The following is a 21,352-nucleotide window of genomic DNA, read 5'->3' on the forward strand; positions in this document are numbered from 1 at the left end:
TGGCCCGACAGTTTCCGGGCACCCGGGAAGGCCTGCCGTGATGGCGGTCACCTCGGGCCGGTGACCCGCGTGGTGGGTAGGACGGCGAGGAAGTGCAGTCATGATCAGCATTTTCGATCTCTTCAGTGTCGGTATCGGGCCGTCCAGCTCGCACACCGTCGGGCCGATGCGGGCCGCCCGGACGTTCGTCGCTGGACTCAAGGCAGATGGGCTGCTCAGCGAGACGGTACGGGTTCGCGCCGAGCTGTTCGGCTCGTTGGGAGCGACCGGTCGCGGCCACGGCAGTGATCGGGCGGTCCTGCTCGGGCTCGCCGGTGCGGAGCCGGAGACGGTCGACACCGACGCCGTCGAGGGTTGGATCGACCGGATCCGTGCCGAGCAGCGGATCTCGCTGCTCGCCGCACACGAGATTGACTTCGACTCGGCTCGGGACCTCGTGCTGCACCGCCGCCGGTCGTTGCCGTACCACCCGAACGGGATGACCTTCGCCGCCTACGACTCGGCTGGTGCCGAGCTTCGGGCCCGTACCTATTACTCGGTCGGGGGTGGTTTTGTCTTGGACGAGGCGGCGGCGGGGGCGGACCGGATCAGCTCGGACACCACCCCGGTGCGCTACCCCTTCTCGACCGGTGCGCAGCTGCTGACCGTGACCCGGGAGACCGGGCTGTCGATCAGCGAGGTGATGCTCGCCAACGAGCTGTCCTGGCGCAGCGAGCGGGAGGTGCGCACCGGCCTGCTGGAGATCTGGCGGGTGATGCGGGAGTGCGTGGCGCGGGGCTGTGAACGCGACGGTGTTCTCCCCGGCCGGTTGCGGGTCCGGCGACGGGCCGCCGAGCTGTACCGCGGCCTGATGCTGGACGCGGACCCGATGCGGTCGACGGCGGGCCGGGGGGCGGTGGATCCGCTGCGCGCGATGGACTGGGTGACCCTCTTCGCCCTCGCGGTCAACGAGGAGAACGCCGGCGGTGGCCGGGTGGTGACCGCACCGACCAACGGTGCGGCCGGCATCATTCCGGCGGTCCTGCACTACTACGACCGGTTCGGGCCGGGCGCCACCGCGGATGGTGTGGTGCGGTTTCTGCTCGCGGCCGGCGCCATCGGTGTGCTCTTCAAGGAGAACGCCTCCATCTCCGGCGCCGAGGTGGGTTGCCAGGGCGAGGTGGGTTCGGCCTGCTCGATGGCGGCGGCCGGGCTGGCCGAGGCGCTGGGGGGCAGCCCGGAGCAGGTGGAGAACGCCGCCGAGATCGGCATGGAACACAACCTGGGGCTGACCTGTGATCCGGTCGGCGGCCTCGTGCAGATCCCCTGCATCGAACGGAACGCGGTGGCTAGCATCAAGGCGATCACGGCTGCCCGGCTCGCGTTGCGGGGCGACGGCGTGCACCACGTCTCGCTCGACAAGGTCATCAAGACGATGCGGGAGACCGGAGCGGACATGAAGGTCAAATACAAGGAAACGGCACGGGGCGGCCTCGCCGTCAACGTGATCGAGTGCTAAGTGCCACCGGCCCGCCGGCGGGGGGTGTGGCGCGGACCGGGCAGGAGGCGACGCGGTGGCCGCTGGCGTCGGGACGCTCTGGTCGAATCGCGGCGCGCTGCGCATCCTCGTCCGGCGGGACCTCGCGGTCAAGTACCAGCAGTCCGTGTTGGGCTATCTCTGGTCCCTGATCGAACCGTTGGGCTTCGGCGCCATCTACTGGTTCGTCTTCGGTGTGCTGTACGAGCGGGACACCGATCGGTATCTGGGTGAGGCGGCAGACTCGTACCCGCTGTTCCTGTTCACCGGAATCTTCGCCTGGATGTGGGCCAGCTCCGCGCTGGGCGAGGCGACCAACGCGCTGACCGGCCAGGCCAGGTTGATCACCACGATGAACCTTCCCCGCCAGTTCTTCCCGATCGGGCGGGTCGCCGGGCGGGTCGCCGAGTACCTGGCCGGCCTGCCCCTCCTGGTGGCGGCCGCGGCGGCGTACGCGGTGGCGGGGCGGATCCACCCGGGCTGGTCGGTGCTCGCCCTCCCGCTGGCCATCAGCCTCCAGGGCGTTCTGCTGGTCGGCCTGGCGCTGCTGCTCTCCGCGGCCAACGTGCTGATGCGCGATGTCGAGCGGGTCATGCGGTTGGTCGTCCGGGTGCTCTTCTACGCCACGCCGATCATCTACCCCTTCGGCCTGGTTCGGGACTCGCGCCTGCCCGACTGGCTCAAGGCCGGGTACGAGCTGAACCCCCTGGTCGGGATCTTTCAACTACACCATGCGGTCTGGTACCCCGACGAGTTCCCCGACGCCCGGCTACTCGGCACCACGATCGCCGGCTGTCTGCTGGTACTCGTTGTCGGTTGGTGGACGTTCCACCGCCTCGAACCGGCGGTCCTCAAGGAGCTGTGAGATGGCCGATCCGATCATTGAAGCGGCGGGGCTCGGCATCCGGTTCGTCCGGAACCGCCGCCGGCAACTGCGGCTGCGGGACCTCGCCCTGCACCGGGGGCGTCGCGGCGGTCGCGCCGACGGGCGGTTCTGGCCGCTACGGGATCTCTCCTTCTCGATCGCGGCCGGCGAGACGGTCGGCGTGATCGGCCGCAACGGCACCGGCAAGAGCACCCTGCTGCGGCTCGTCGCCGGCGTGCTGATCCCCGACGAGGGTTGGATCACCGTGCGCGGCGCGGTCGCCCCGCTGCTGGAGCTCTCCGCCGGCTTCTCCGCCGACCTGACCGGCCGGGAGAACCTTTACCTGGTGGGCGGCCTACACGGTCTCTCGCCGAGCTACCTGCGTCGCCGAGTGGACGAGATCGTGTCGTTCGCGGGCAGGCAGGTGGAGCAGGCCCTCGACACGTCGGTGCGGCACTATTCGTCCGGCATGAAGGTCCGGCTCGGATTTGCGATCATCTCGCACCTGCCGCACCCCGTCCTGCTGATGGACGAGGTTACGGCGGTTGGGGACGCCGAATTCCGCCAGCGGTGCTATGCGACGATCGATCGTCTGCTCGGAGAGGGGCGCACTCTGGTGCTGGTATCACATAACGAACAGGACCTGACCCGGTTCTGCCGGCGCGGCTTCTACCTCGACGCCGGTCGAATGATGGTGGACGGGACGATGGCCGAGGCGCTGGCCGCGTACCACGGGGCGGTGGCCCGGTGACGCTCGCGCTCGTGTTGACCGCCGACGGATCAGCGGACCTCGCCGACCGCCTGGCTGGACAGTGTCGCCACGCGGGGATCGACGAGGTGCGGCTGGTCAGTGACCTCGCCGCCTTGGCTGACCTGGCGGAGTCGGCCACCGGTCCGGTCCTCGTCACCGGCGCTGATCTGGTCGCGCACACGGCCGTCCTGCGGCACCTGGTCACCAGCCCGGCTGAGCCGACGGTGGCGCTGGTACTCGCGGGTCCGCCGGTGCCCGGTCGGACGGTGGTTCGCGAGGATCGGGGACAGGTGGTCGCCGCTGGCCCCCCGGCGGCACTGGACGGCGAGGCCACCGGTGTCTTCGGCGGTGCGCTACGGGTCGATCCGGCCAACCTGCCGGTCCTGGTCGCCGCCGCGCGTGCGCTCGCCGCTGAGGTCGTACCGGTGGGAGCCGCCGCGGCCCATGGTGTCGTGGACGACGAGCCCGCCGTGGACCGGCTCTTCGCTGACCTGGTGGCCCGCGACGCGGTGACCTTCGCCCACCGGGTACGGCTACTCGTCGCGCGTCGGATCGCGGCCGCCGACGACCGGGCCGCGGCCGAGGCGGCCGTCGCCGCCGTTGACCCGGACCGGGCCGAGTTGCGGCTGTCGGTGAAGGAGCGAGATGACTTCTTCACCACTTTCTTCGTCAGTACCTGGTCGCCGTACGTGACGAAGGCGGCGGCCCAGCTCCGGCTCAGCCCCACCACGGTCACGATGATCTCGGTGGCGTTCGCGGTGGTGGCCGCGCTGCTGTTCGGCGCCGGGGGGCGGCCCGCCTTGGTCGCTGGCGCGGTGCTGCTCTACCTGGGTTTCGTGCTGGACTGCGTGGATGGGCAGCTCGCCCGCTACACCCGTACGTTCAGCGCCTGGGGCGGGTGGCTCGACACCATGGCCGACCGGGCCAAGGAGTTCATCGTCTACGCCGGGCTTGGCTACGGCGCCACCCAGGCCGGATTCCGCCACGGGTGGGCCCTGGCGATCGCCGCGATGGCCGTGCAGACCGTCCGCCACATGAGTGACACCTGGTATGGCGCGATGCACGACGAGGCAGCCCGCCGGCCGCGGGTGACCCCGGGGGGTGGGTTCGGTGACCGGCTCAGTGCCGCCTCGAACCGGGTGCAGGCCGATGTCGGTTCGGTGACCTACTGGCTGAAGCGGACGGTGGTCTTCCCAATCGGTGAGCGTTGGGCGTTGATCGCCCTGGCGGCAGCCTTGTTCGACCAGCGGGTCGCCCTGTTCGCGGTGCTGACCGGGATGGTGCTGGCGCTCGGTTACACCGCGGCACTGCGGCTGCTGCGGGCCCGCTCGATGCGGGTCGGAGTGTTGAACACGGTGGACACCTCCCTGCATCGGGACGACGGCCCATTGGCCCGCGCCCTGCCGACGCCGCGCTGGCCGGGCCCGCTGGGGCTGGCGGTGTCGGCGGTGCTGGTGCCGGCGGTGCTGCTCGGGCTCGCACTCCTCGGCTCGGATTCCCTCCCGCGGTGGACGGCGTTGGTCGGGCTCGGTGGGCTGCTGCTGGCTGCCGCGGGGGCGCGGGCCGGTCACGGCGGGGCGCTGGACTGGCTGGTGCCGGCGGCGCTACGCGCGGCGGAATATCTCTTCGCGATCGCGGTCGGCGTGCTCGGGGGTGTCCCCGCCTGGTTGGTCTTTGGGTACGTCTTCGTGCTGACCCTGCACCACTACGACCTGACCGCGCGGCTGGAGAAGCGGAAGCTGGCCCCGCCGCTGCACGAAGCCACGCTGGGCTGGGAAGGGCGGTCAGCGGTGCTGACGCTCTCCGCGATTACCGGAATTGCTGCTATTGGCATGGCTACACTCGGTATATACCTTTTAGTGGTCTTCGTGGGGAGCGTGGCCCTCGCCTGGGTGATTCGGCCTGCCCGCGCCGTAGGGGCGGCGGGATCGACAGGTGCTGTTGGCGGTCGCCCACCGGGTTAGGGGGGCCGGGTGACACTGATCAGCTTCGTGATCCCGGCCTACCGGGTGCAGGGCTATCTGCGCGAATGCCTGGACTCGATCCTCGGGCAGCCGGTGGCCGGGATCGAGGTGATCGGTGTCGATGACTGCTCGCCGGACAGCAGCGGCGAGATCCTGGCCGAGTACGCGGCCCGTGACCAACGGGTACGGACGATCACGCTGCCGGCGAATCGGGGACTCGGCCCAGCCCGCAACGTCGGCCTGGATCAGGCCGGCGGGGAGTACGTGTGGTTCGTTGACGGCGACGACTGGTTGGCGCCGGAGTGCCTCGTTGAGGTCGTCGAGCGGCTGCGCGCCACCACACCGGATGTCCTCGTCGTTGACCACGTCCGGGCCTGGTGGCACGGGGGCGCCACCCAGAGCGGGATGCGCGAGGTCTTTCCGTCTTCGCCCGGGGCGGCGACGTTCCGGCTACGTGAGCGACCGGAGACGATCCGCCTGCTGCACACCGCGTGGAACAAGGTGCTGCGCCGCGCGTTCCTGCTCGAGCACGGGCTGCGCTTCGCCCCCGGCTGGTACGAAGATGTCTCGTTCACCTACCCGGTGCTCCTCCGCGCCCAGCGGATCGGGGTGCTAGATCGGGTCTGCGTGAACTATCGGCAGCGCCGGGCCGGCGCCATCACCCGGACCCGGGGGGACCGGCACTTCGAGGTCTTCGCGCAGTGGCACCGGGTGTTCGCGCTCCTGGACGAGGTGGGAGCGGACGAGGACGACCTCCGCCCGGCCCTCTTCGAGCGGATGATCTGGCACTACCTGACCGTGCTCGGCACCGGGGAGCGGATCCCGGCGGACCTGCGGCCCGCCTTCTTCGTTCGGATCGCCGCCGACCATGCCCGCTGGCTTCCGGCGCAGGGCGAGCCGGCCCAGCCCGGGGTCGAAGGGCTGAAGCACCGCCTGGTCGCCAACGGCCGGTGGCGGACGTACAACGTACTGCGCGGTGCCGCTCGGGTACGGGGTATCGCTGCCCACGCGACCCGACGGGCCCGGCGTGGGGCGGTGCCGCTCCTCCGGCGGGTTCGCGATGTCGGATTGCGCGAGTACTACCGGGCCGAGTTACTGCGGCCGGTCGACCCGCGGCTGGCGGTGTACGCCGCCTACTGGTACCGCGGCTACGCCTGCAATCCGGCGGCGATCTACGAGGCGGCCCGGCGACTCGCCCCGCACGTGCGGGGGGTGTGGATCGTGCGGCGGGACCGGGTGGATTCGCTGCCGGCCGGCGTGGACTACGTGGTCGCCGGCACCCCCGCAGGCTACCGGGCGTTGGCGCAGGCCCGCTGGCTGGTCAACAACGTCAATTTTCCCAACTTCGTCCGGAAGCGACCCGGCACCGTGCATGTGCAGACCCATCACGGCACGCCGATCAAGGTGATGGGCCTGGACCAGCAGTGCTACCCGGTCGGGGCCCTGATGGACTTCGCGGGGCTGCTGCACCGGGTGGACCGGTGGGACTACAGCATCACCTCGAACAGCTTCTCCACCCAGATGTGGGAGCGGGCCTACCCGGCCGCGTACACCACGCTAGAGGTGGGGTATCCGCGCAACGATCGGCTGGCCACCGCCACCACCGAGGAGGTGCTGCGGATCCGGGCCGAGCTGGGCCTGGGGGTCGGCGAGCAGGTGGTTCTCTACCTACCGACGCACCGGGAGCACCTGCCGGGGTACCGGCCGCCGTTCGACCCGGGCCGGTTCCTCGCCGCGTTGGGGCCCGCTGGTCGGTTGCTGATGCGCAGTCACTACTTCGACGACCGCGCCTCCCCGACTCCGGACGCGGCCTACCCGGACCGATTGCGCGACGTGAGCGGCTATCCCCGGGTGGAGGACCTCTATCTCGCCGCCGACGTGCTGGTCACCGACTACTCGTCGGCAATGTTCGACTACGCCGTCCTAGACCGGCCGATCGTCGTGTACGCACCGGACTGGGCGGCGTACCGGTTGACCCGTGGCGTCTACCTGGATGTAATCGCCGAGCCGCCGGGGGCGGTGGCGACGGACTTCGCCGGTCTGCTTGACCTCTTCCGCTCCGGTGCGCTGCGTGATCCGTCGGCGGAGGCGGCGCGGCGTCGGTTCCGGGACCGGTTCTGCCGGCTCGATGACGGCCACGCCGCCGACCGGGTGGTCCGGCGGATCTTCGGTGTGGCTGACGCCGAAGCCGATCCGGCCAGCTAGCGCTCCGCCACAAGGCGGTGCGGTGCGGCGGCGAAGATTGAACGTTCATCCGATGTGCAGGTCGGGTGGGGCTCGTCACAGTCGTTCAGGTCCGAGTTGGTCAGGTGGGGAGGAACGGGTGGCCACCGTCGCGCTCAAGGATGTGACCAAGGTCTTCCGGACCGGTGCCCGCGCCGTTGATCGCGTGAACCTTGACGTCAACGACGGTGAGTTCATGGTGCTGCTCGGTCCCTCCGGCTGTGGCAAGTCGACCGTGCTGCGCATGGTCGCCGGCCTGGAGGAGCCGACCTCCGGTGCGGTCTTCCTCAACGGCGAGTTCGCCAACGATCTGCCGCCCCGCGATCGGTCGGTGGCGATGGTCTTTCAGGACTTCGCCCTCTATCCGCACCTGAGCGTCGGCGACAACATCGCCTTTCCGTTGCGTCTGGCTGGCCTGGCGGCGGAGCGGCGCGGCGAACGGGTCGCCGGTGTCGCGGCTGCGTTGGGGATCGCCGATATTCTCGACCGCCGGCCCGACCGGCTCTCCGGTGGCCAGCGGCAGCGGGTCGCCATGGGGCGGGCGATCGTGCGTCGGCCGGAGCTTTTCCTGATGGACGAGCCCTTATCCAATCTCGACAGCGGGCTCCGCTCCGAGCTGCGTGCGGAGATTTCTGGACTTACCCGGGAGCTGGGGGTCACCACCCTCTATGTGACCCACGACCAGACCGAGGCGCTGACCATGGCCGACCGGGTGGCGATCATGCGCAAAGGGGTCCTGCAGGACGTCGGCACCCCGACTCAGGTCTACGGCCGCCCGGCCACCCTCTACGTCGCCACGTTTCTCGGCGCCCCGCGGATGAACCTGCTGGAGGCCGCGGTCCACGTGCACCTGGACCAATACGTAGCGCTCAACCTCGGAGAACAGGCGCTGCACCTCCCGTGGGACGACATGCGCACCCGGGCGGTGGGTCACTATCACGGCGAGCGGATCGTGGTCGGCGTCCGGGCCGAGGCGCTGACCCCGACCGCCCCGAACACGCCGGGCCCGGTGTTGCACGGGCAGCTCCGTCACCTGGAGCATCACGGGCACGAATCGCTCGCCTTTCTCGACATCGGCGCTACCGCCGTCGTCGTGGACGAGGCGACGGTGCCGGCGGACGGGGGCGTGGTCGGGCAACGAGGCCTGCGTCAGTTCGGCCGGGTGATGCGGCGGATCACCGGGCGGTTCGGTACGGCGGACGAGGAGCAGCAGGCCGGGACGAGCCGTACGCCAGCCAGCGTTCTTTCCGATCCGGGTCGGCACCACCGCCGGCCGGCGGAGTTGGCGGTGCGGCTGGCACCCTATCCCGCGGTATCCCCGGGGCAGAAGCTGGCGATCCAGGTCCGGATGGACGCGCTGCACTTTTTCGACGAGCACGGTGACCGGATCGATGTCGGCTGGCGCTGATGCGGGAGTCCCGCGTGTGGTCGGGCGCTGAGCGTCGCCTTGTCGCCCTGGTTACCGATCGGTAACATGTCCGGGTATGAGCATCGATGCGAGCCAGGTGGCCGCCAGCATGCTGGCGGCCGTGCCCTTCGCCCGTACGCTGGGCTTCGAATTCGTCGAGGTGGCCCCCGAGGCCGACGGCGGGATCCGGGCGGTGGTCCGGCTGCCCGATACGCCGGCTACCCACAACCATGTCGGTGGGCCGCACGCCGGCGCCATGTTCACCCTCGGCGAGACGGCCTCCGGTGCGGTCGTGGTCGCCGCGTTCGCGCCGGTGCTCGACCGGGCGACGCCGCTCGCCGTCAGCGCGGAGATCGCTTACCGGAAGCTCGCCATGGGGCCGGTGCGGGCGACCGCGCGGCTTGATCGGCCGGTCGCCGACGTGGTCGCGGAGCTGGAGGCCGGAGAGCGACCCGAGTTTCGGGTTGGCGTGGAGATCGCCACCGAGGAGGGCAAACCCACCGGGGAGATGGCCATCGTCTGGACGCTTCGCCCGCACTGATCGGCGCGTTGACCGCCGAAACGGTTTGCGCCACGACCAGGCTGGATAGATTCGAACGATGCTGGGTCTGCCTGCGCACGTGACCGCCTGCCTGTTCGACCTGGACGGGGTTCTCACCCAGACCGCTCGCGTCCACAACGCCGCGTGGCGGGTGACGTTCGACGAGTTCCTGCGTCGTCGCGCCGCAGCCAACAACGAGCCCTTCACCCCCTTCGACCCAGATGAGGACTACCGGCGATACGTTGACGGCCGGCCCCGCTATGACGGGGTCCGCCGCTTTCTCTCCTCACGCGACATCGTGCTTCCCGAGGGAACACCGGACGACCCGCCCGAGGCCGAGACGGTCCACGGCCTCGGCAACTGCAAGAACGTCCGGCTGCTCCAGGAGTTGCGCACGCACGGGGTGGACGCCTACCCCGGCTCGGTGCGGTACCTCCGGGCGGTGACCGACGCCGGGCTGCGCCGAGCGGTGGTCACCGCCAGCGCCAACGGCTGCGAGGTGGTCGCCGCCGCCGGGCTGGAGGAGTTGCTGGAGGTGCGGGTTGACGGTCTCGTCGCCCGCGCCGAGAAGTTACGCGGCAAACCAGAACCGGACACCTTCCTGGCCGGGGCCGAGCGGCTCGGGGTAGCTCCGGGCAACGCGGCCGTCTTCGAGGACGCCCTCGCCGGAGTCGCCGCCGGTCGAGCGGGGGACTTCGGGTACGTGGTGGGCGTGGACCGGGTCGGGCAGGCCGATGCCCTCTTGGCGCACGGCGCGGACATCGTTGTGCGGGACCTCGCGGAGCTGATCGAGAATCGGGAGCCGGGGGCATGATCCGAGAACGTGCATACCCGGTCGAGCCGTGGCATGTCCGAGAAACCAGGCTGGACATGGACGTGTTGGCTCAGTCCGAGTCGGTGTTCGCCCTCTCCAACGGGCACATCGGTCTGCGCGGCAACCTTGACGAAGGCGAGCCGTACGGCTTGCCGGGAACGTACCTGAACTCCTTTTACGAGCTACGCCCCCTGCCGCACGCGGAGGCCGGCTTCGGCTTCCCCGAGTCCGGACAGACCCTCGTCAACGTGACCAACGGGAAGATTATCCGGCTGCTGGTTGACGATGAGCCGCTCGACGTGCGCTATGGCGAACTCCTCGCCCACGAGCGGGTGCTCGACCTGCGCGACGGCACGCTGCACCGGACCGTGCACTGGCGCTCCCCGGCCGGGCGGGAGGTCTGCGTCCGCAGCACCCGGCTGGTCTCGTTCCGTCAGCGCTCCGCCGCCGCGATCAACTACGAGGTCGAGGTCGTGGATGGTAAACCGCTGCGGCTGATCGTCCAGTCGGAGTTGGTGGCCAACGAAACCCTCCCGGCCCAGAGCAAGGATCCCCGGGTGGCGGCGGTGCTGGAGTCGCCACTGTATGCCGAGGAGGAGCTGACCACCCATGACGGTGGCCTGCTGATCCACCGCACGAAGGTCTCCGGCCTGCGCCTCGCCGCCGCGATGGAGCACGAGGTGCAGACCACCGCGCGGACCAACATCGAGTCCGAGGGGTACGAGGACTGGGTGCGGACCACCATCGCCTGCGTGCTCAAGCCCGGCGAGACGCTGCGGGTCGTGAAACACCTGTCGTACGGGTGGTCCAGCCGGCGGTCGCTGCCGGCACTGCGGGACCAGGTCGGCGCCGCGCTGGCCGCCGCCCAACTGGACGGGTGGGACGGGTTGCTGCGGGAACAGCGGGAGTACCTAAAGGAGTTCTGGGACTCCGCCGACGTGCTGGTGGAGGGCGACCCCGAGGTGCAGCAGGCGGTACGCTTCGGGCTCTTTCACGTGCTCCAGGCGGGCACCCGGGCCGAGCGCCGGCCGATCTCGGCGAAGGGTCTCACCGGCCCGGGGTACGACGGCCACGCATTCTGGGACACCGAGATGTTTGTGCTGCCGGTGCTCACCTACACCCATCCCACCGCGGTGCGCGATGCCCTGCACTGGCGGCATCACACCATGCCGATCGCGCGGGAACGGGCCCGTGTGCTCAACCTGAAGGGCGCGGCCTTTCCCTGGCGCACCATTGAGGGACCAGAATCCTCCGGCTACTGGCCCGCCGGTACCGCCGGCTTTCACATCGCCGCCGGCATCGCCGACGCGGTACGTCGCTACGTGCAGGCCACCCAGGACACCGACCTGGAGCGGGAGATCGGCCTGGAGTTGCTGGTGGAGACCGCGCGGCTGTGGCGGTCGCTGGGCCACCACGACCGGCACGGGCAGTTCCACATCGACGGGGTGACCGGCCCGGACGAGTACACCGCCATCAAGAACGACAACGTCTACACCAATCTGATGGCGCAACGGAACCTGACCACCGCCGCGGAGACGGCGATGCGGTACCGGGAGGAAGCCGGGCATCTGGGTGTAACCGACGAGGAGACGGCGGCGTGGCGGGACGCCGCCGCCTCCATGCATATCCCCTATGACCAGGAGATCGACGTACACGAGCAGGTTGAGGGCTTCACCCGGTTCCAGGAGTGGGACTTCGTCCACACCCCACCGGAGAAGTATCCGTTGCTGCTGCACTATCCGTACTTCGATCTGTACCGCAGGCAGGTGATCAAGCAGGCCGATCTGGTGCTGGCGATGCACTGGCGGGGGGATGCGTTCACCCCGGAGGAGAAGCTGCGCAACTTCCTCTACTACGAGCGCCGCACCGTCCGCGACTCGTCGTTGTCGGCCTGTACCCAGTCCGTCCTCGCAGCTGAGGTGGGGTATCCGGAGCTAGCCCACACCTACCTGCGGGAGGCCGCGTTGATGGACCTGCACGACCTGAACGAGAACACCCGCGACGGCGTCCACATCGCCTCCCTGGCTGGTGCGTGGATCGCCCTGGTCGCCGGGTTCGGTGGGTTACGTGAGCACGACGGAACGCTCTGCTTCACGCCCCGGCTCTCCAGCCGACTGGGCCGGCTGGAATTTTCCCTGCACTGGCGCCAAGTCCAACTTCGGGTGGACATCCAGCCGCACCAGACCACCTACGCGTTGCAGCACAGCGACCCGAAGGAGACGCTGGAGTTACTGCACCACGGCGAGCGAGTTGAGGTCACCGGCGCCGAACCGGCGACCCGGCCGACCCCACCGGTGAGTGAGCCGAGCCAGACCCCGGAGCAGCCGCCCGGCCGCGACCCGCTGATCCGACTCCCGGAGCGGGAGCCGTAGGGTCGGGGCCCGCCCCGGCCGGGCCGGACCGGGCCTCGACCGAGGTCAACACCTCACAGCTGTCTGCCCTGGGAGGGGCGGCCGGCGGCGTCCCGCGGCGCCATCGCTCGGGGATCATCGGCGGTACGCGCCTGCGCCGCCTCGTCCGCCCAGTCCCGGTTACGGTTCGCGTCGCGCTTTCGTCGTTCCCGCTCAGCGGCCTGCTGCCGGGACTCCTGCTGCTGTGCCATGGCGACCCTCACGATCCATCGGGGCGCTGCCTGCGCCGGTACGGTCTGCCTCACCTGGCCGGGTACCCGAAGCCCACCCGGGCGAAACGGGACCGGACAGGCCCCGAGGAGTAGGCATGGCGGGCGAGCGGGCGGGAAGGACCGGGGCGTGGACGCACGGAGTGAGGTGCCGGTTCCGGCGGGCGACGTCCAGCTCACGGCTGATCTTCGGGTGCCGCCGGAGCCGGCCGGAGTGGTGCTTTTCGCGCACGGCAGCGGCAGCTCGCGGCGGAGTCCCCGCAATGTCGCGGTGGCGCAGGTCCTCAACCGCAGCGCGCTCGGCACCGTCCTGGTGGACCTGCTCACCCCGGATGAGGAAGTGGCCGACGCGCGCACCGCGCAGCTGCGGTTCGATATCGGCCGGTTGGCCGGCAGGCTGTCCGCGATCGTCGACTGGCTGGCCACCGGAGAGCCGGTGGGCGCGGTGCCGATCGGGCTCTTCGGGGCCAGCACCGGGGCCGCCGCCGCCCTGGTGGCCGCCGCCGACCGCCCGGACGAGGTCGGCGCGGTGGTCTCCCGAGGCGGCCGGCCGGACCTTGCCGGCCCGGCGCTGGGCCGGGTGCGAACGCCGACCCTACTGGTGGTGGGCGGCCTCGACGACCAGGTGCTCACCCTGAATGAGCAGGCTCGGGCGGCGTTGCCGGAGCCAGTGGAGCTGACGGTGGTCCCCGGCGCCGGGCACCTGTTCGAGGAACCCGGTGCGCTGGAACAGGTGGCTCGAGCGGCGGCGACCTGGTTCACCGATCACCTTGGGTGATCCGCCGGTGCACGCTGTCCCGGCGCGGTCGGTGTTTGTGCCCCGGGCGCTGGGGAATGCCCTGGGTGCAACACCCGACCCTAGGAGGGATCACATGAAGAAATTCATGGACCAGGCCAGGGAGTATGTCGAGAAGCAGGACGAGCAGGTCGACCAGGGCATAGAGAAGGCCGGTGACATGGTCAACGAGCGCACCGGCGGCCGGTACAAGGAGCACGTCGATCGTGGCGTGGAGATGATGCGGTCCCGGACCGGTGAGGGCGACCAGAACCGCTGACGCATCCGAGCTTCGGCGCGGGATGCGCCGAACGGGCCGGTCTCCCCTGCAGGGGAGACCGGCCCGACGGCGGTCAGGACGAGTAGCCGCGTTCGGCGATCCAGTTGGCGACCTTCGGCACGGTCATCCAGTATTCGCGCTTCGGTGCGGCCGGATCGGCGACCCGGAGGAGGTCGTCCTCGGCGCGGTAACCGACCAGCGTCAGGTAGTGGCCCCCCTCGTACGAGTGCGGGGTGCCGTCGGTGTCGACCGTGGTCCCCCGGACGTTGGCCACCACCGCGCGTCCCTGCGCCAGAGCGCGCCGGGTGTCTTCGCGTAGCTGGTGGACCTCATCCGGTTTGGCTGTCGTGTCCGGTATCTCGGTGGTTCGGTATGCGTCACCGGTCAGCTCGTTGAGGACGCGGGTGATGTCCCGGGCCGAGTCCGTGCCGGCCTGGGTGGTGCCGAGCCGTTGGGCGACCTCAGTCTGCGGAAGCGGCCTGCCCAGCGCGGAGAGAGCCATCCGGGTCGCCGCCGGCCCGCAGTAGTAGAAGTTGGGCTGCGCCTGATAATCGACGGTGACCAGCAGTCCGGCGGCGGAGCGGCCGTCGGTGGCGGTGATCGTGCTCATGGTCGGGCTCCTTCGGGGGTCTGACGTCCGGAGGGGGACGGCAAGCACCGCGCGGCGCTCGGCACGGATGGCGGGCCCGGGCCGCGACGGTCGGTCGATGCCAGGGCTACCGGAGCTTCAACAGGCCAGAGGCGGTGGGCATTCCTCGGCGCATCCGGCGCGCAGCCAACATATGAAGCGCAGATCACGCATGCCTTGACGTGCTTTCTGCTTCATGTGAGCGTGGAGAAGGCCCGGGGTCGGCGTACGCCGGGCCGTCACGTTGGGGCCTCCACAGGGATGAGGTAAGGGCATGAATCCCCCCGAAACGCCCGTTGTGCAGTCGGGCGTAGATCAGCTGTCCGTCGGTGGGTCTGGCGATGTGCGGAGTCAGCCGGTCGGCCCCCGAGCGGCGGTCGCCGAGCTACACGCCGGCAACCGGCGGTTCGCCGCCGGAGCTCCGGACCGCCCGCACCAGGATGTCGGCCGCCGGGTCGCGCTGGCGGAGGGGCAGCAGCCCTTCGCGGTGATCCTCGGTTGTTCCGATTCGCGGCTCGCGGTTGAGCTCATCTTCGACCGGGGTCTGGGCGACCTGTTCGTGGTACGCACGGCTGGCCACTCTGTCGGGCCGGAGGTGCTCGGCAGCATCGAGTACGCCGTCACCGCGTTGAGTGCGCCGCTGGTGGTGGTACTCGGGCACGACTCCTGCGGCGCGGTGCAGGCGGCCAGGTCAGTGGAGGCCACCGGCGTACCGGCACCCGGGCATCTTCGTGCGGTGGTGGAGGCGGTGCTGCCGAGCATCCGTCGGGCCGAGGCCGCCGGGGTCAGCGACCTGGACCAGATAATTGATCAACATGTCCGGCAGACCGTTTCCGTGCTGTTGGACCGCTCGACGGCGGTCGCTGCCGCTGTGGCCGCCGGCACCTGCGCGGTCGTGGGGATGTCGTACCAGCTCACGACCGGCGCGGTCCGGACCGTTACCGAGGTTGGGCTCCCGGCCTCGGGCACACCCTGAAGGTCGGCGACGCCGGGACGGAGCCGCCCGCTCCCGCCTGAGCCGCGTCGTTGACGGGGGCGACCGGGCTGGCCCCGAGAACGACAGCGGGGCCGGCGCCGCGAAAGCGCGGCGCCGGCCCCGGTTCGTCGGCGGCTACAGCAACGACACGTGGACGTGGTCGGTGTGGTTCGATGGGCCGCTGTACGACTTCCAGCCGGTGGCCGGGAACCAGATCTGCCGGTTCCAGATCACGTAGTAGATGCCGAGCTGGTCGGCGTTACGGACCAGGAACGCAGTCAGGTTGTTGCCGTAGATGCGCATGTCGTTGTTGTACCAGGAGCGGAAACCGCTGTCCTGGAGCGACCAGTCGCAGGCCCGGCCCTTGGGGTGCTCGTACGGCCCACCGGAGCGGTAGCATCCGACGAATCGGTCAAAGCCGGCTCTTTTGACCTCGTTGTACATGTGCAGCGTCCGCGCGGTGATGCAGCCACCGGTGGTCGGATCATCCTCGGTGCACCCAAGCGACTGCCAGCTGCCGTCCGAGTTGCGCCCCGGGGCGACCCGGGCGACCGGCGACTCGGCGTCGACCAGGCCGCCGGTAAGGCCGTTGCCGCCGACCAGGCGGAGGGCCTTCTCCGCTTCGAGCTTTCCGCGTTCGAGGTCGCTCTCCAGCTTCTGTTGCTTGCGTACCTCTTCGTCAATCCCCACCTTCGCCTGCTCGGCACGGGTCTTGATCGTGTTGACCGCCTTGATGCGCTGATCGTTGACGCGGTTTACCTCATCCAGGGCGGTAGCCCGGGCGATGAAGGAGTCGGGGGTGTCTGCTTCCAGCAACGCCGATATCGCGCCGACCCGTCCCGTCCGGTATGACTGGGTCGCGATCTCCGCCACCTGGGGGCCGAGCTCGTCCAGCTCGGCCTGTGCCTTCTTGATCTCCTTCTCGAGGGCGACCTGACGCTTCTCGGACTCCGCCAGCTGCGCCTTGGCCTGCACGTACTCGCGGTTGCGGACCTCGATGAGATCGCCGAGTAGCTCCGGCTCCTCGTCGTGCCCCGAGGGCTGCGGTGGGGAGGTGGGGGTGGCGGACACCGGGACCGGCCCGGCGAGCACGGCCAACGCGGTGAGCACAGCCGCCACGGGCGTCAACCAGCGGCGAGGGGGTGCCGTCACAATGATCCCTTCCGTTGACCGCCGGCTGGGCGAGCTGATGGGTTGGGGCGGTAAGTGCTCCCTGAACGGGCAGCTGGCGTACGGCTGCCCGTTTCCCCGGCTCGCCTCGCGGCGATTGGGCGGTGGTCCCGCAGGTGCCGGTGCGCGCCTTCGGCGGTGACCGGCAGCGAGGTTACCTGACGCTCATCCGGTCGAGCTACGCCCCAAACTCGACCAATCGCCCGAAATCGCCGATACGTTGGGTGATAAGTGCCCTGATTGCCCGCCCAGCGGGTCCGGTTCGTTACGCTGAGTGCTCTTACCATGGGTCTTCCGTGTTCTGGCCCCCGTCGCTCCGTCGATCGGCGGCGGAGGTGACCGGGCCGGAGCGGGGAGTGCTGAGCGCTTCCAGTACCTCGACGCGGGCGCGCGGTCGCGGTGGTGGTGCGGCAGCGGTGCTCTCGCCCGACTTGCCGCCAGCGGTGCGACCGGCGGCGGTCACGATGGCGGCGAGCCCGGTGGTGAGGGGGACCGCGGCGATCAATCCCAGCGTGGCAACCGCGCTGCGGACGATCTCCTGGGCGAGGAATTCGCTGGTCAGGATCTGGCTCACCGGGCGCGAGTCGGCGGTCAGCAGGAGCAGCACCGGCAGTGAGGCTCCGGCGTACGCCAGCACGATGGTGTTCACCGTGGAGGCGATGTGGGCCCGCCCGACCCGGGTGGCGGAGCGGTAGAGCTGGCGGCGGGACAGCCCCGGGTTGGCCGTTGCCAGCTCGGTCACCGTGGCGGCCTGGGTCACGGTGACATCGTCCAGTACCCCGAGCGAGCCGATGATGATTCCGGCCAGTAGCAGACCGTGCAGGTCGACGTTGGTCTGGAACATCGACAGCGTGATCGCCTCCTCGCTGCCGTACCCGGTCAGCCGGGTGGCGGCGGTGGCGAGTGTGCCGAGGAGGCCGGTGAGGATCAGGCTGCCCAGGGTGCCGAGAACCGCCACCGAGGTCTGCGCGGTCACGCCGTGGGTGAGGTACAGGACCACGAACATGATCAGTGCGGCGCCGACCACCGCGACCAGTAGCGGCGACTGGCCGGCGCTGATCCCCGGCAGGACGAACGTCAGGAGGACGGCGAAGCTCGCCGCCAGGCCGGCGAGGGCGGCGAGGCCGCGCCAGCGGCCGAAGGCCACGATCGCGGCGGCGAAGAGCGCCACCAGCCACAGCAGGGGCTTGCCTCGCTGGTGCTCCGCGATGGTGTACATGCTCGTGGTCGGGTCGGTGGGGTCGGTCAGTTTGACCAGGATGATCTCGTCGTCCACGGCGACATCGGGGGCGCCCGGTCCAGCGGGGATCGGCGTGCCGACCTGACGCCCGGCGTCCGGCCCCTGCTCGACCCGGACGGTCACCTCGCCGCAGGGGCCGTCATCGGTGGTCAGCCCGGGATCGGAGGACGCCGGGGTGGGGGGACAGGGCTCGGTGACCACCTTCGTCACGGTGCCGTGGTAGCGGGGTGGCTCGGTGCCCGGCTCGGCCGTGCGGGTGTCGCGCGGCCAGAGGGCCACCGCGGTAGCCAGGGTGGCGAGGAGCAGGGGGACCACCGTCGCCACGAGGATCCGTCGCACCCGGGGTGGGGTGGACGGAGCGGGTCGGGTGTGGTCGGCGCCCATTTGTTCTCCCAACGACTACCGGGCGAGGAACGGGACGGTCAGCCGCGTTTCATCAGTCGGCCGACGGCCGCCATCATCTCGGTCGCCATCTCGTCGGCTCGTCCCTCGGCCGCCCCCTCGTGCAGGCAGTGCCGGGCGTGCCCGTCGAGCAACCCGAGCGCCACCTTGTCCAGTGCGGCCTGGATCGCGGAGATCTGGGTGAGGACGTCGATGCAGTATCGATCCTCCTCGACCATCTTCTCGATTCCCCGGACCTGCCCCTCGACCCGGCGCAGCCGGGTGAGTAGCTGGTCCTTGCTGGCGGTGTAACCGCGGACCGGGGCGGGGTCGGGTCTGGTCATGCGGATCAGGATAGCGTACCCCTCCGGGGTATGTTAAAGTCGCAGGCAGTTACCCCCCGGGGGTATTGCCTCGGGGGGTTGGACTGGCAACAGGGGAGGTTCCCATGGTCACCACCACATACCAGGTGCAGGGCATGACCTGCGGGCACTGCGTAGCCGCGGTCAGCGCCGAGGTGGGTGAGCTGCCGGGGGTGGAGCAGGTTGAGGTCGACCTGGCGGCTGGCCGGTTGACCGTCACCAGCCAGCACCCGATGAAGGTCGAGACCGTACGCGCCGCGGTTGACGAGGCCGGCTACGACCTCGTCAACGCCTGACCGGCCGAGACCGAGCCCCGCATGAAAACGGCGACGAAGCTCACCGCCTTCTTGCTCGGTCTCGCGGCGGTGTTCGGCGTGGCGTACGGGGTCGGTCAGGTGACCGGCCCCGGCACCCCAACCCCCGCCGTCGAGACCCATCACGACGACCCCGAGCACGCAAACCCCGAGCATGACGACCCCGGCGCCGGGTCCCGCCCCGACCGGTAGGGAGCGCGATGACCACCACGAGCAGCCCGAAGCCGCGGGCCGCCAACCAGATTGAGTTGTCGATCGGCGGAATGACCTGCGCCTCCTGCGCCGCCCGCATCGAGAAGAAGCTGAACCGGATGCCCGGCGTGGCCGCCACGGTGAACTACGCCACCGAGAAGGCTCGGGTCGGGTACGCCGACGGGGTGACCCCCGATGATCTGATCGCCACGGTCGAGAAGACCGGCTACACCGCCGTCGTACCGCCGCCACCGGCAGCCGCAGCGGCGCCCGCCGCCGAGCCGGCTGACGAGCTGCGCGGGCTTGCTACCCGGCTCTGGGTCTCGGCCGTGCTCACCGTGCCGGTGATCCTGCTGGCGATGGTGCCGCCCTGGCAGTTCACCTACTGGCAGTGGCTGTCGTTGACGCTGGCCGCCCCGGTGGTGGTCTGGGGTGGCCTGCCGTTCCACCGGGCCGCCTGGGTCAACCTCCGGCACGCCGCGGCGACCATGGACACGTTGGTGTCGCTGGGCACCCTCGCCGCGTTCGGTTGGTCGCTCTGGGCGCTCTTCCTCGGTACGGCTGGCGTTCCCGGCCTGACCCACCCCTTCAGCTTCGCCATCGTCTCTGGCGGTGGTGCGGGCCACATCTACCTGGAGGCGGCGGCCGGCGTCACCACCTTCATCCTCGCCGGCCGCTACTTCGAGGCGCGCGCGAAGCGCACCGCCGGCGCCGCCCTGCGCACCCTGCTGGAGCTGGGTGCGAAGGACGTGGCGGTGCTGCGCGGTGACACGGAGACCCGCATCCCGATCGACCAGCTTGTGGTGGGGGACCGGTTCGTGGTGCGCCCGGGTGAGAAGATCGCCACCGACGGGGTGGTGGTGGCGGGAAGCTCGGCGGTCGATGCCAGCATGCTCACCGGTGAGTCCGTGCCGGTCGAGGTCAAGTCCGGCGACGCCGTGGTGGGCGCCACCGTCAACGCGGGTGGACGGCTGGTCGTGAAGGCCACCCGAGTCGGCAGCGACACGCAGCTCGCCCAGATGGCCCGACTGGTGGAGGCCGCGCAGTCCGGCAAGGCGGCCGTGCAGCGTCTCGCCGACCGGATCTCCGGGGTCTTCGTTCCCATCGTGATCGCCCTCGCCGCCGCCACCCTGGGCTGGTGGCTGGGGAGTGGCGCCGGCCCGACCGCCGCCTTCACCGCCACGGTAGCTGTGTTGATCATTGCCTGCCCCTGTGCCCTGGGCCTGGCTACCCCCACCGCGCTGTTGGTCGGCACCGGCCGGGGCGCGCAGCTCGGCATCCTGATCAAGGGGCCGGAGGTGCTGGAGTCCACCCGGACGGTGGACACGGTCGTGCTGGACAAGACCGGGACCGTCACCGCCGGTCGGATGACCCTGGTGGACGTGGTCGCGGCGAGCGGTGTGGAGCGGGCCGAACTGCTCCGGCTCGCCGGCGCCCTGGAAGCCGCCTCGGAGCATCCGATCGCCCAGGCGGTCGCAGCGGGCGCGGCCGAGGCGGGGCCCCTGCCGCCGGTAACCGACTTCGCCAACCTCGAAGGACTGGGCGTCGAGGGCGCGGTGGCGGGTCACCGCGTGCTGGTCGGCCGGCTCCGACTGCTGCGGGAGCGGGGACTGGACGTACCGGAGGAGCTGGTGACCGCCGGTGCCACGGCGCAGGCCAGCGGTGCGACGGTGGTGCTGGTGGCCTGGGATGGGCGGGCCCGCGGGCTGCTCGCGGTCGCCGACGTGGTCCGGCCGACCAGCGCGCTCGCGCTCCGACAACTGCGGGAGCTGGGCCTGAATCCGGTGCTGCTGACCGGCGACAACGAGACCGTCGCCCGGGCGGTCGCGGCCGAGGTCGGGATCGACGAGGTGGTCGCGGAGGTGCTGCCCGCCGAGAAGGTAGCGGTGGTCCAGCGGCTCCAGCAGGAGGGCCGGGTGGTGGCGATGGTCGGGGACGGGGTCAACGACGCCGCGGCGCTGGCTCAGGCCGACCTCGGGCTGGCGATGGGTACCGGTACGGATGTGGCGATCGAGGCGTCCGACCTGACTCTGGTCCGGGGCGACCTGACCGCCGCCGCCGATGCCATCCGGTTGTCCCGGCGGACCCTAACGATCATCAAGGGCAACCTGTTCTGGGCGTTCGCCTACAACGTGGCGGCGCTCCCCCTCGCCGCGGCCGGTCTGCTCAACCCAATGATCGCCGGAGCCGCGATGGCCTTCTCCTCGGTCTTCGTGGTCGTCAACAGTCTCCGGCTGCGGGGTTTCCGCCCACTGACTCAGCTCTCGGCCGGACACCGGTCGTTCGGCCGCCCCCGGTAACGAGGAGTTTCCAAGCCCGCCCGGCCCGTGCG

Annotated in this window: 19 protein-coding genes and 1 pseudogene; 15 read left to right on the top strand and 5 right to left on the bottom strand. The window is 70.4% G+C overall.

Translation table 11 applies throughout. The annotated features are described in order from the left end of the window. Positions 1-100 precede the first annotated feature (100 nt). From SALPAC4_RS0112365 to SALPAC4_RS0112405, 9 genes and pseudogenes are all read left to right on the top strand, one after another. Positions 101-1,498, top strand: a complete 1,398-nt coding sequence (locus SALPAC4_RS0112365; protein ID WP_019870593.1) for an L-serine ammonia-lyase — start codon at positions 101-103, stop codon at positions 1,496-1,498. Positions 1,499-1,553: 55 nt separating this feature from the next. Then, a complete protein-coding gene (locus tag SALPAC4_RS0112370; RefSeq protein WP_019870594.1) occupies positions 1,554-2,381 on the top strand; it encodes an ABC transporter permease in 828 nt (275 codons plus the stop codon). A gap of 145 nt (positions 2,382-2,526) precedes the next feature. After that, positions 2,527-3,132: pseudogene (locus tag SALPAC4_RS0112375) on the top strand (ABC transporter ATP-binding protein); the annotation flags it as partial. After that, a complete protein-coding gene (locus SALPAC4_RS0112380) occupies positions 3,129-5,096 on the top strand; it encodes a DUF5941 domain-containing protein (protein WP_019870596.1) in 1,968 nt (655 codons plus the stop codon). The pseudogene SALPAC4_RS0112375 and the gene SALPAC4_RS0112380, both read left to right, overlap by 4 nt. Before the next feature lie 9 nt (positions 5,097-5,105). Beyond that, positions 5,106-7,301 (top strand): bifunctional glycosyltransferase/CDP-glycerol:glycerophosphate glycerophosphotransferase, encoded by a 2,196-nt coding sequence (locus SALPAC4_RS0112385; protein ID WP_019870597.1) that lies wholly within the window; start codon positions 5,106-5,108, stop codon positions 7,299-7,301. A gap of 118 nt (positions 7,302-7,419) precedes the next feature. Next, complete coding sequence (locus tag SALPAC4_RS0112390; protein WP_019870598.1) at positions 7,420-8,727, top strand: ABC transporter ATP-binding protein; 1,308 nt, start codon at positions 7,420-7,422, stop codon at positions 8,725-8,727. A gap of 76 nt (positions 8,728-8,803) precedes the next feature. Next, complete coding sequence (locus SALPAC4_RS0112395) at positions 8,804-9,268, top strand: DUF4442 domain-containing protein (protein ID WP_019870599.1); 465 nt, start codon at positions 8,804-8,806, stop codon at positions 9,266-9,268. Positions 9,269-9,326: 58 nt separating this feature from the next. Then, the gene (locus tag SALPAC4_RS0112400; RefSeq protein ID WP_027644568.1) at positions 9,327-10,082 is read left to right on the top strand and encodes an HAD family hydrolase; all 756 of its coding nucleotides are present in this window, start codon (positions 9,327-9,329) and stop codon (positions 10,080-10,082) included. Next, the gene (locus SALPAC4_RS0112405; RefSeq protein ID WP_019870601.1) at positions 10,079-12,454 is read left to right on the top strand and encodes a glycoside hydrolase family 65 protein; all 2,376 of its coding nucleotides are present in this window, start codon (positions 10,079-10,081) and stop codon (positions 12,452-12,454) included. Before SALPAC4_RS0112400 ends, SALPAC4_RS0112405 begins: the two co-directional genes overlap by 4 nt. A gap of 53 nt (positions 12,455-12,507) precedes the next feature. Here SALPAC4_RS0112405 and SALPAC4_RS27950 read toward each other — a convergent pair whose 3' ends face one another. Beyond that, complete coding sequence (locus tag SALPAC4_RS27950) at positions 12,508-12,684, bottom strand: hypothetical protein (RefSeq protein ID WP_018731544.1); 177 nt, start codon at positions 12,682-12,684, stop codon at positions 12,508-12,510. A 148-nt stretch (positions 12,685-12,832) separates the two neighbouring features. Here SALPAC4_RS27950 and SALPAC4_RS0112415 point away from each other — a divergent pair, with 148 nt between their 5' ends. Beyond that, positions 12,833-13,480 carry a dienelactone hydrolase family protein gene (locus SALPAC4_RS0112415; protein WP_019870602.1) on the top strand — a complete coding sequence of 216 codons (648 nt, stop codon included), beginning with the start codon at positions 12,833-12,835 and terminating at the stop codon, positions 13,478-13,480. A gap of 94 nt (positions 13,481-13,574) precedes the next feature. Continuing rightward, positions 13,575-13,757 (top strand): antitoxin, encoded by a 183-nt coding sequence (locus SALPAC4_RS0112420; RefSeq protein WP_018814242.1) that lies wholly within the window; start codon positions 13,575-13,577, stop codon positions 13,755-13,757. A 73-nt stretch (positions 13,758-13,830) separates the two neighbouring features. On the opposite strand, the gene SALPAC4_RS0112425 is transcribed toward SALPAC4_RS0112420, so the two are convergent. Continuing rightward, the gene (locus tag SALPAC4_RS0112425; RefSeq protein WP_019870603.1) at positions 13,831-14,367 is read right to left on the bottom strand and encodes a C39 family peptidase; all 537 of its coding nucleotides are present in this window, start codon (positions 14,365-14,367) and stop codon (positions 13,831-13,833) included. A 292-nt stretch (positions 14,368-14,659) separates the two neighbouring features. On the opposite strand from SALPAC4_RS0112425, the gene SALPAC4_RS0112430 reads away from it, so the two are divergent. Next, positions 14,660-15,361, top strand: coding sequence for a carbonic anhydrase (locus SALPAC4_RS0112430; RefSeq protein WP_027644567.1), 702 nt, complete (start codon positions 14,660-14,662; stop codon positions 15,359-15,361). A 135-nt stretch (positions 15,362-15,496) separates the two neighbouring features. Here the strand turns inward: SALPAC4_RS0112430 and SALPAC4_RS0112435 are convergent, their stop codons facing one another. The 3 genes from SALPAC4_RS0112435 to SALPAC4_RS0112445 all read right to left on the bottom strand — a co-directional run bounded on the left by SALPAC4_RS0112435 (position 15,497) and on the right by SALPAC4_RS0112445 (position 18,496). Beyond that, positions 15,497-16,513 carry a coiled-coil domain-containing protein gene (locus SALPAC4_RS0112435; protein WP_027644566.1) on the bottom strand — a complete coding sequence of 339 codons (1,017 nt, stop codon included), beginning with the start codon at positions 16,511-16,513 and terminating at the stop codon, positions 15,497-15,499. A 298-nt stretch (positions 16,514-16,811) separates the two neighbouring features. After that, a complete protein-coding gene (locus SALPAC4_RS0112440; RefSeq protein ID WP_019870606.1) occupies positions 16,812-18,155 on the bottom strand; it encodes a YibE/F family protein in 1,344 nt (447 codons plus the stop codon). A gap of 38 nt (positions 18,156-18,193) precedes the next feature. Then, complete coding sequence (locus SALPAC4_RS0112445) at positions 18,194-18,496, bottom strand: metal-sensitive transcriptional regulator (protein ID WP_018254491.1); 303 nt, start codon at positions 18,494-18,496, stop codon at positions 18,194-18,196. Between the two features lie 104 nt (positions 18,497-18,600). Between SALPAC4_RS0112445 and SALPAC4_RS0112450 the strand changes: the two genes are divergently transcribed. The 3 genes from SALPAC4_RS0112450 to SALPAC4_RS0112460 are packed head-to-tail and all read left to right on the top strand — an operon-like array spanning position 18,601 to position 21,320. Further along, positions 18,601-18,810, top strand: a complete 210-nt coding sequence (locus SALPAC4_RS0112450; RefSeq protein ID WP_018731537.1) for a heavy-metal-associated domain-containing protein — start codon at positions 18,601-18,603, stop codon at positions 18,808-18,810. A 21-nt stretch (positions 18,811-18,831) separates the two neighbouring features. Then, entirely contained in the window at positions 18,832-19,020 is a 189-nt protein-coding gene (locus SALPAC4_RS0112455) for a hypothetical protein (RefSeq protein WP_019870607.1), read from the top strand. An 8-nt stretch (positions 19,021-19,028) separates the two neighbouring features. Next, on the top strand, positions 19,029-21,320 hold the full coding sequence (locus SALPAC4_RS0112460; RefSeq protein WP_019870608.1) for a heavy metal translocating P-type ATPase: 2,292 nt from the start codon (positions 19,029-19,031) through the stop codon (positions 21,318-21,320). Positions 21,321-21,352 lie beyond the last annotated feature (32 nt).

The organism is Salinispora oceanensis (genome assembly GCF_000383575.1).
Classification (GTDB): domain Bacteria; phylum Actinomycetota; class Actinomycetes; order Mycobacteriales; family Micromonosporaceae; genus Micromonospora; species Micromonospora oceanensis.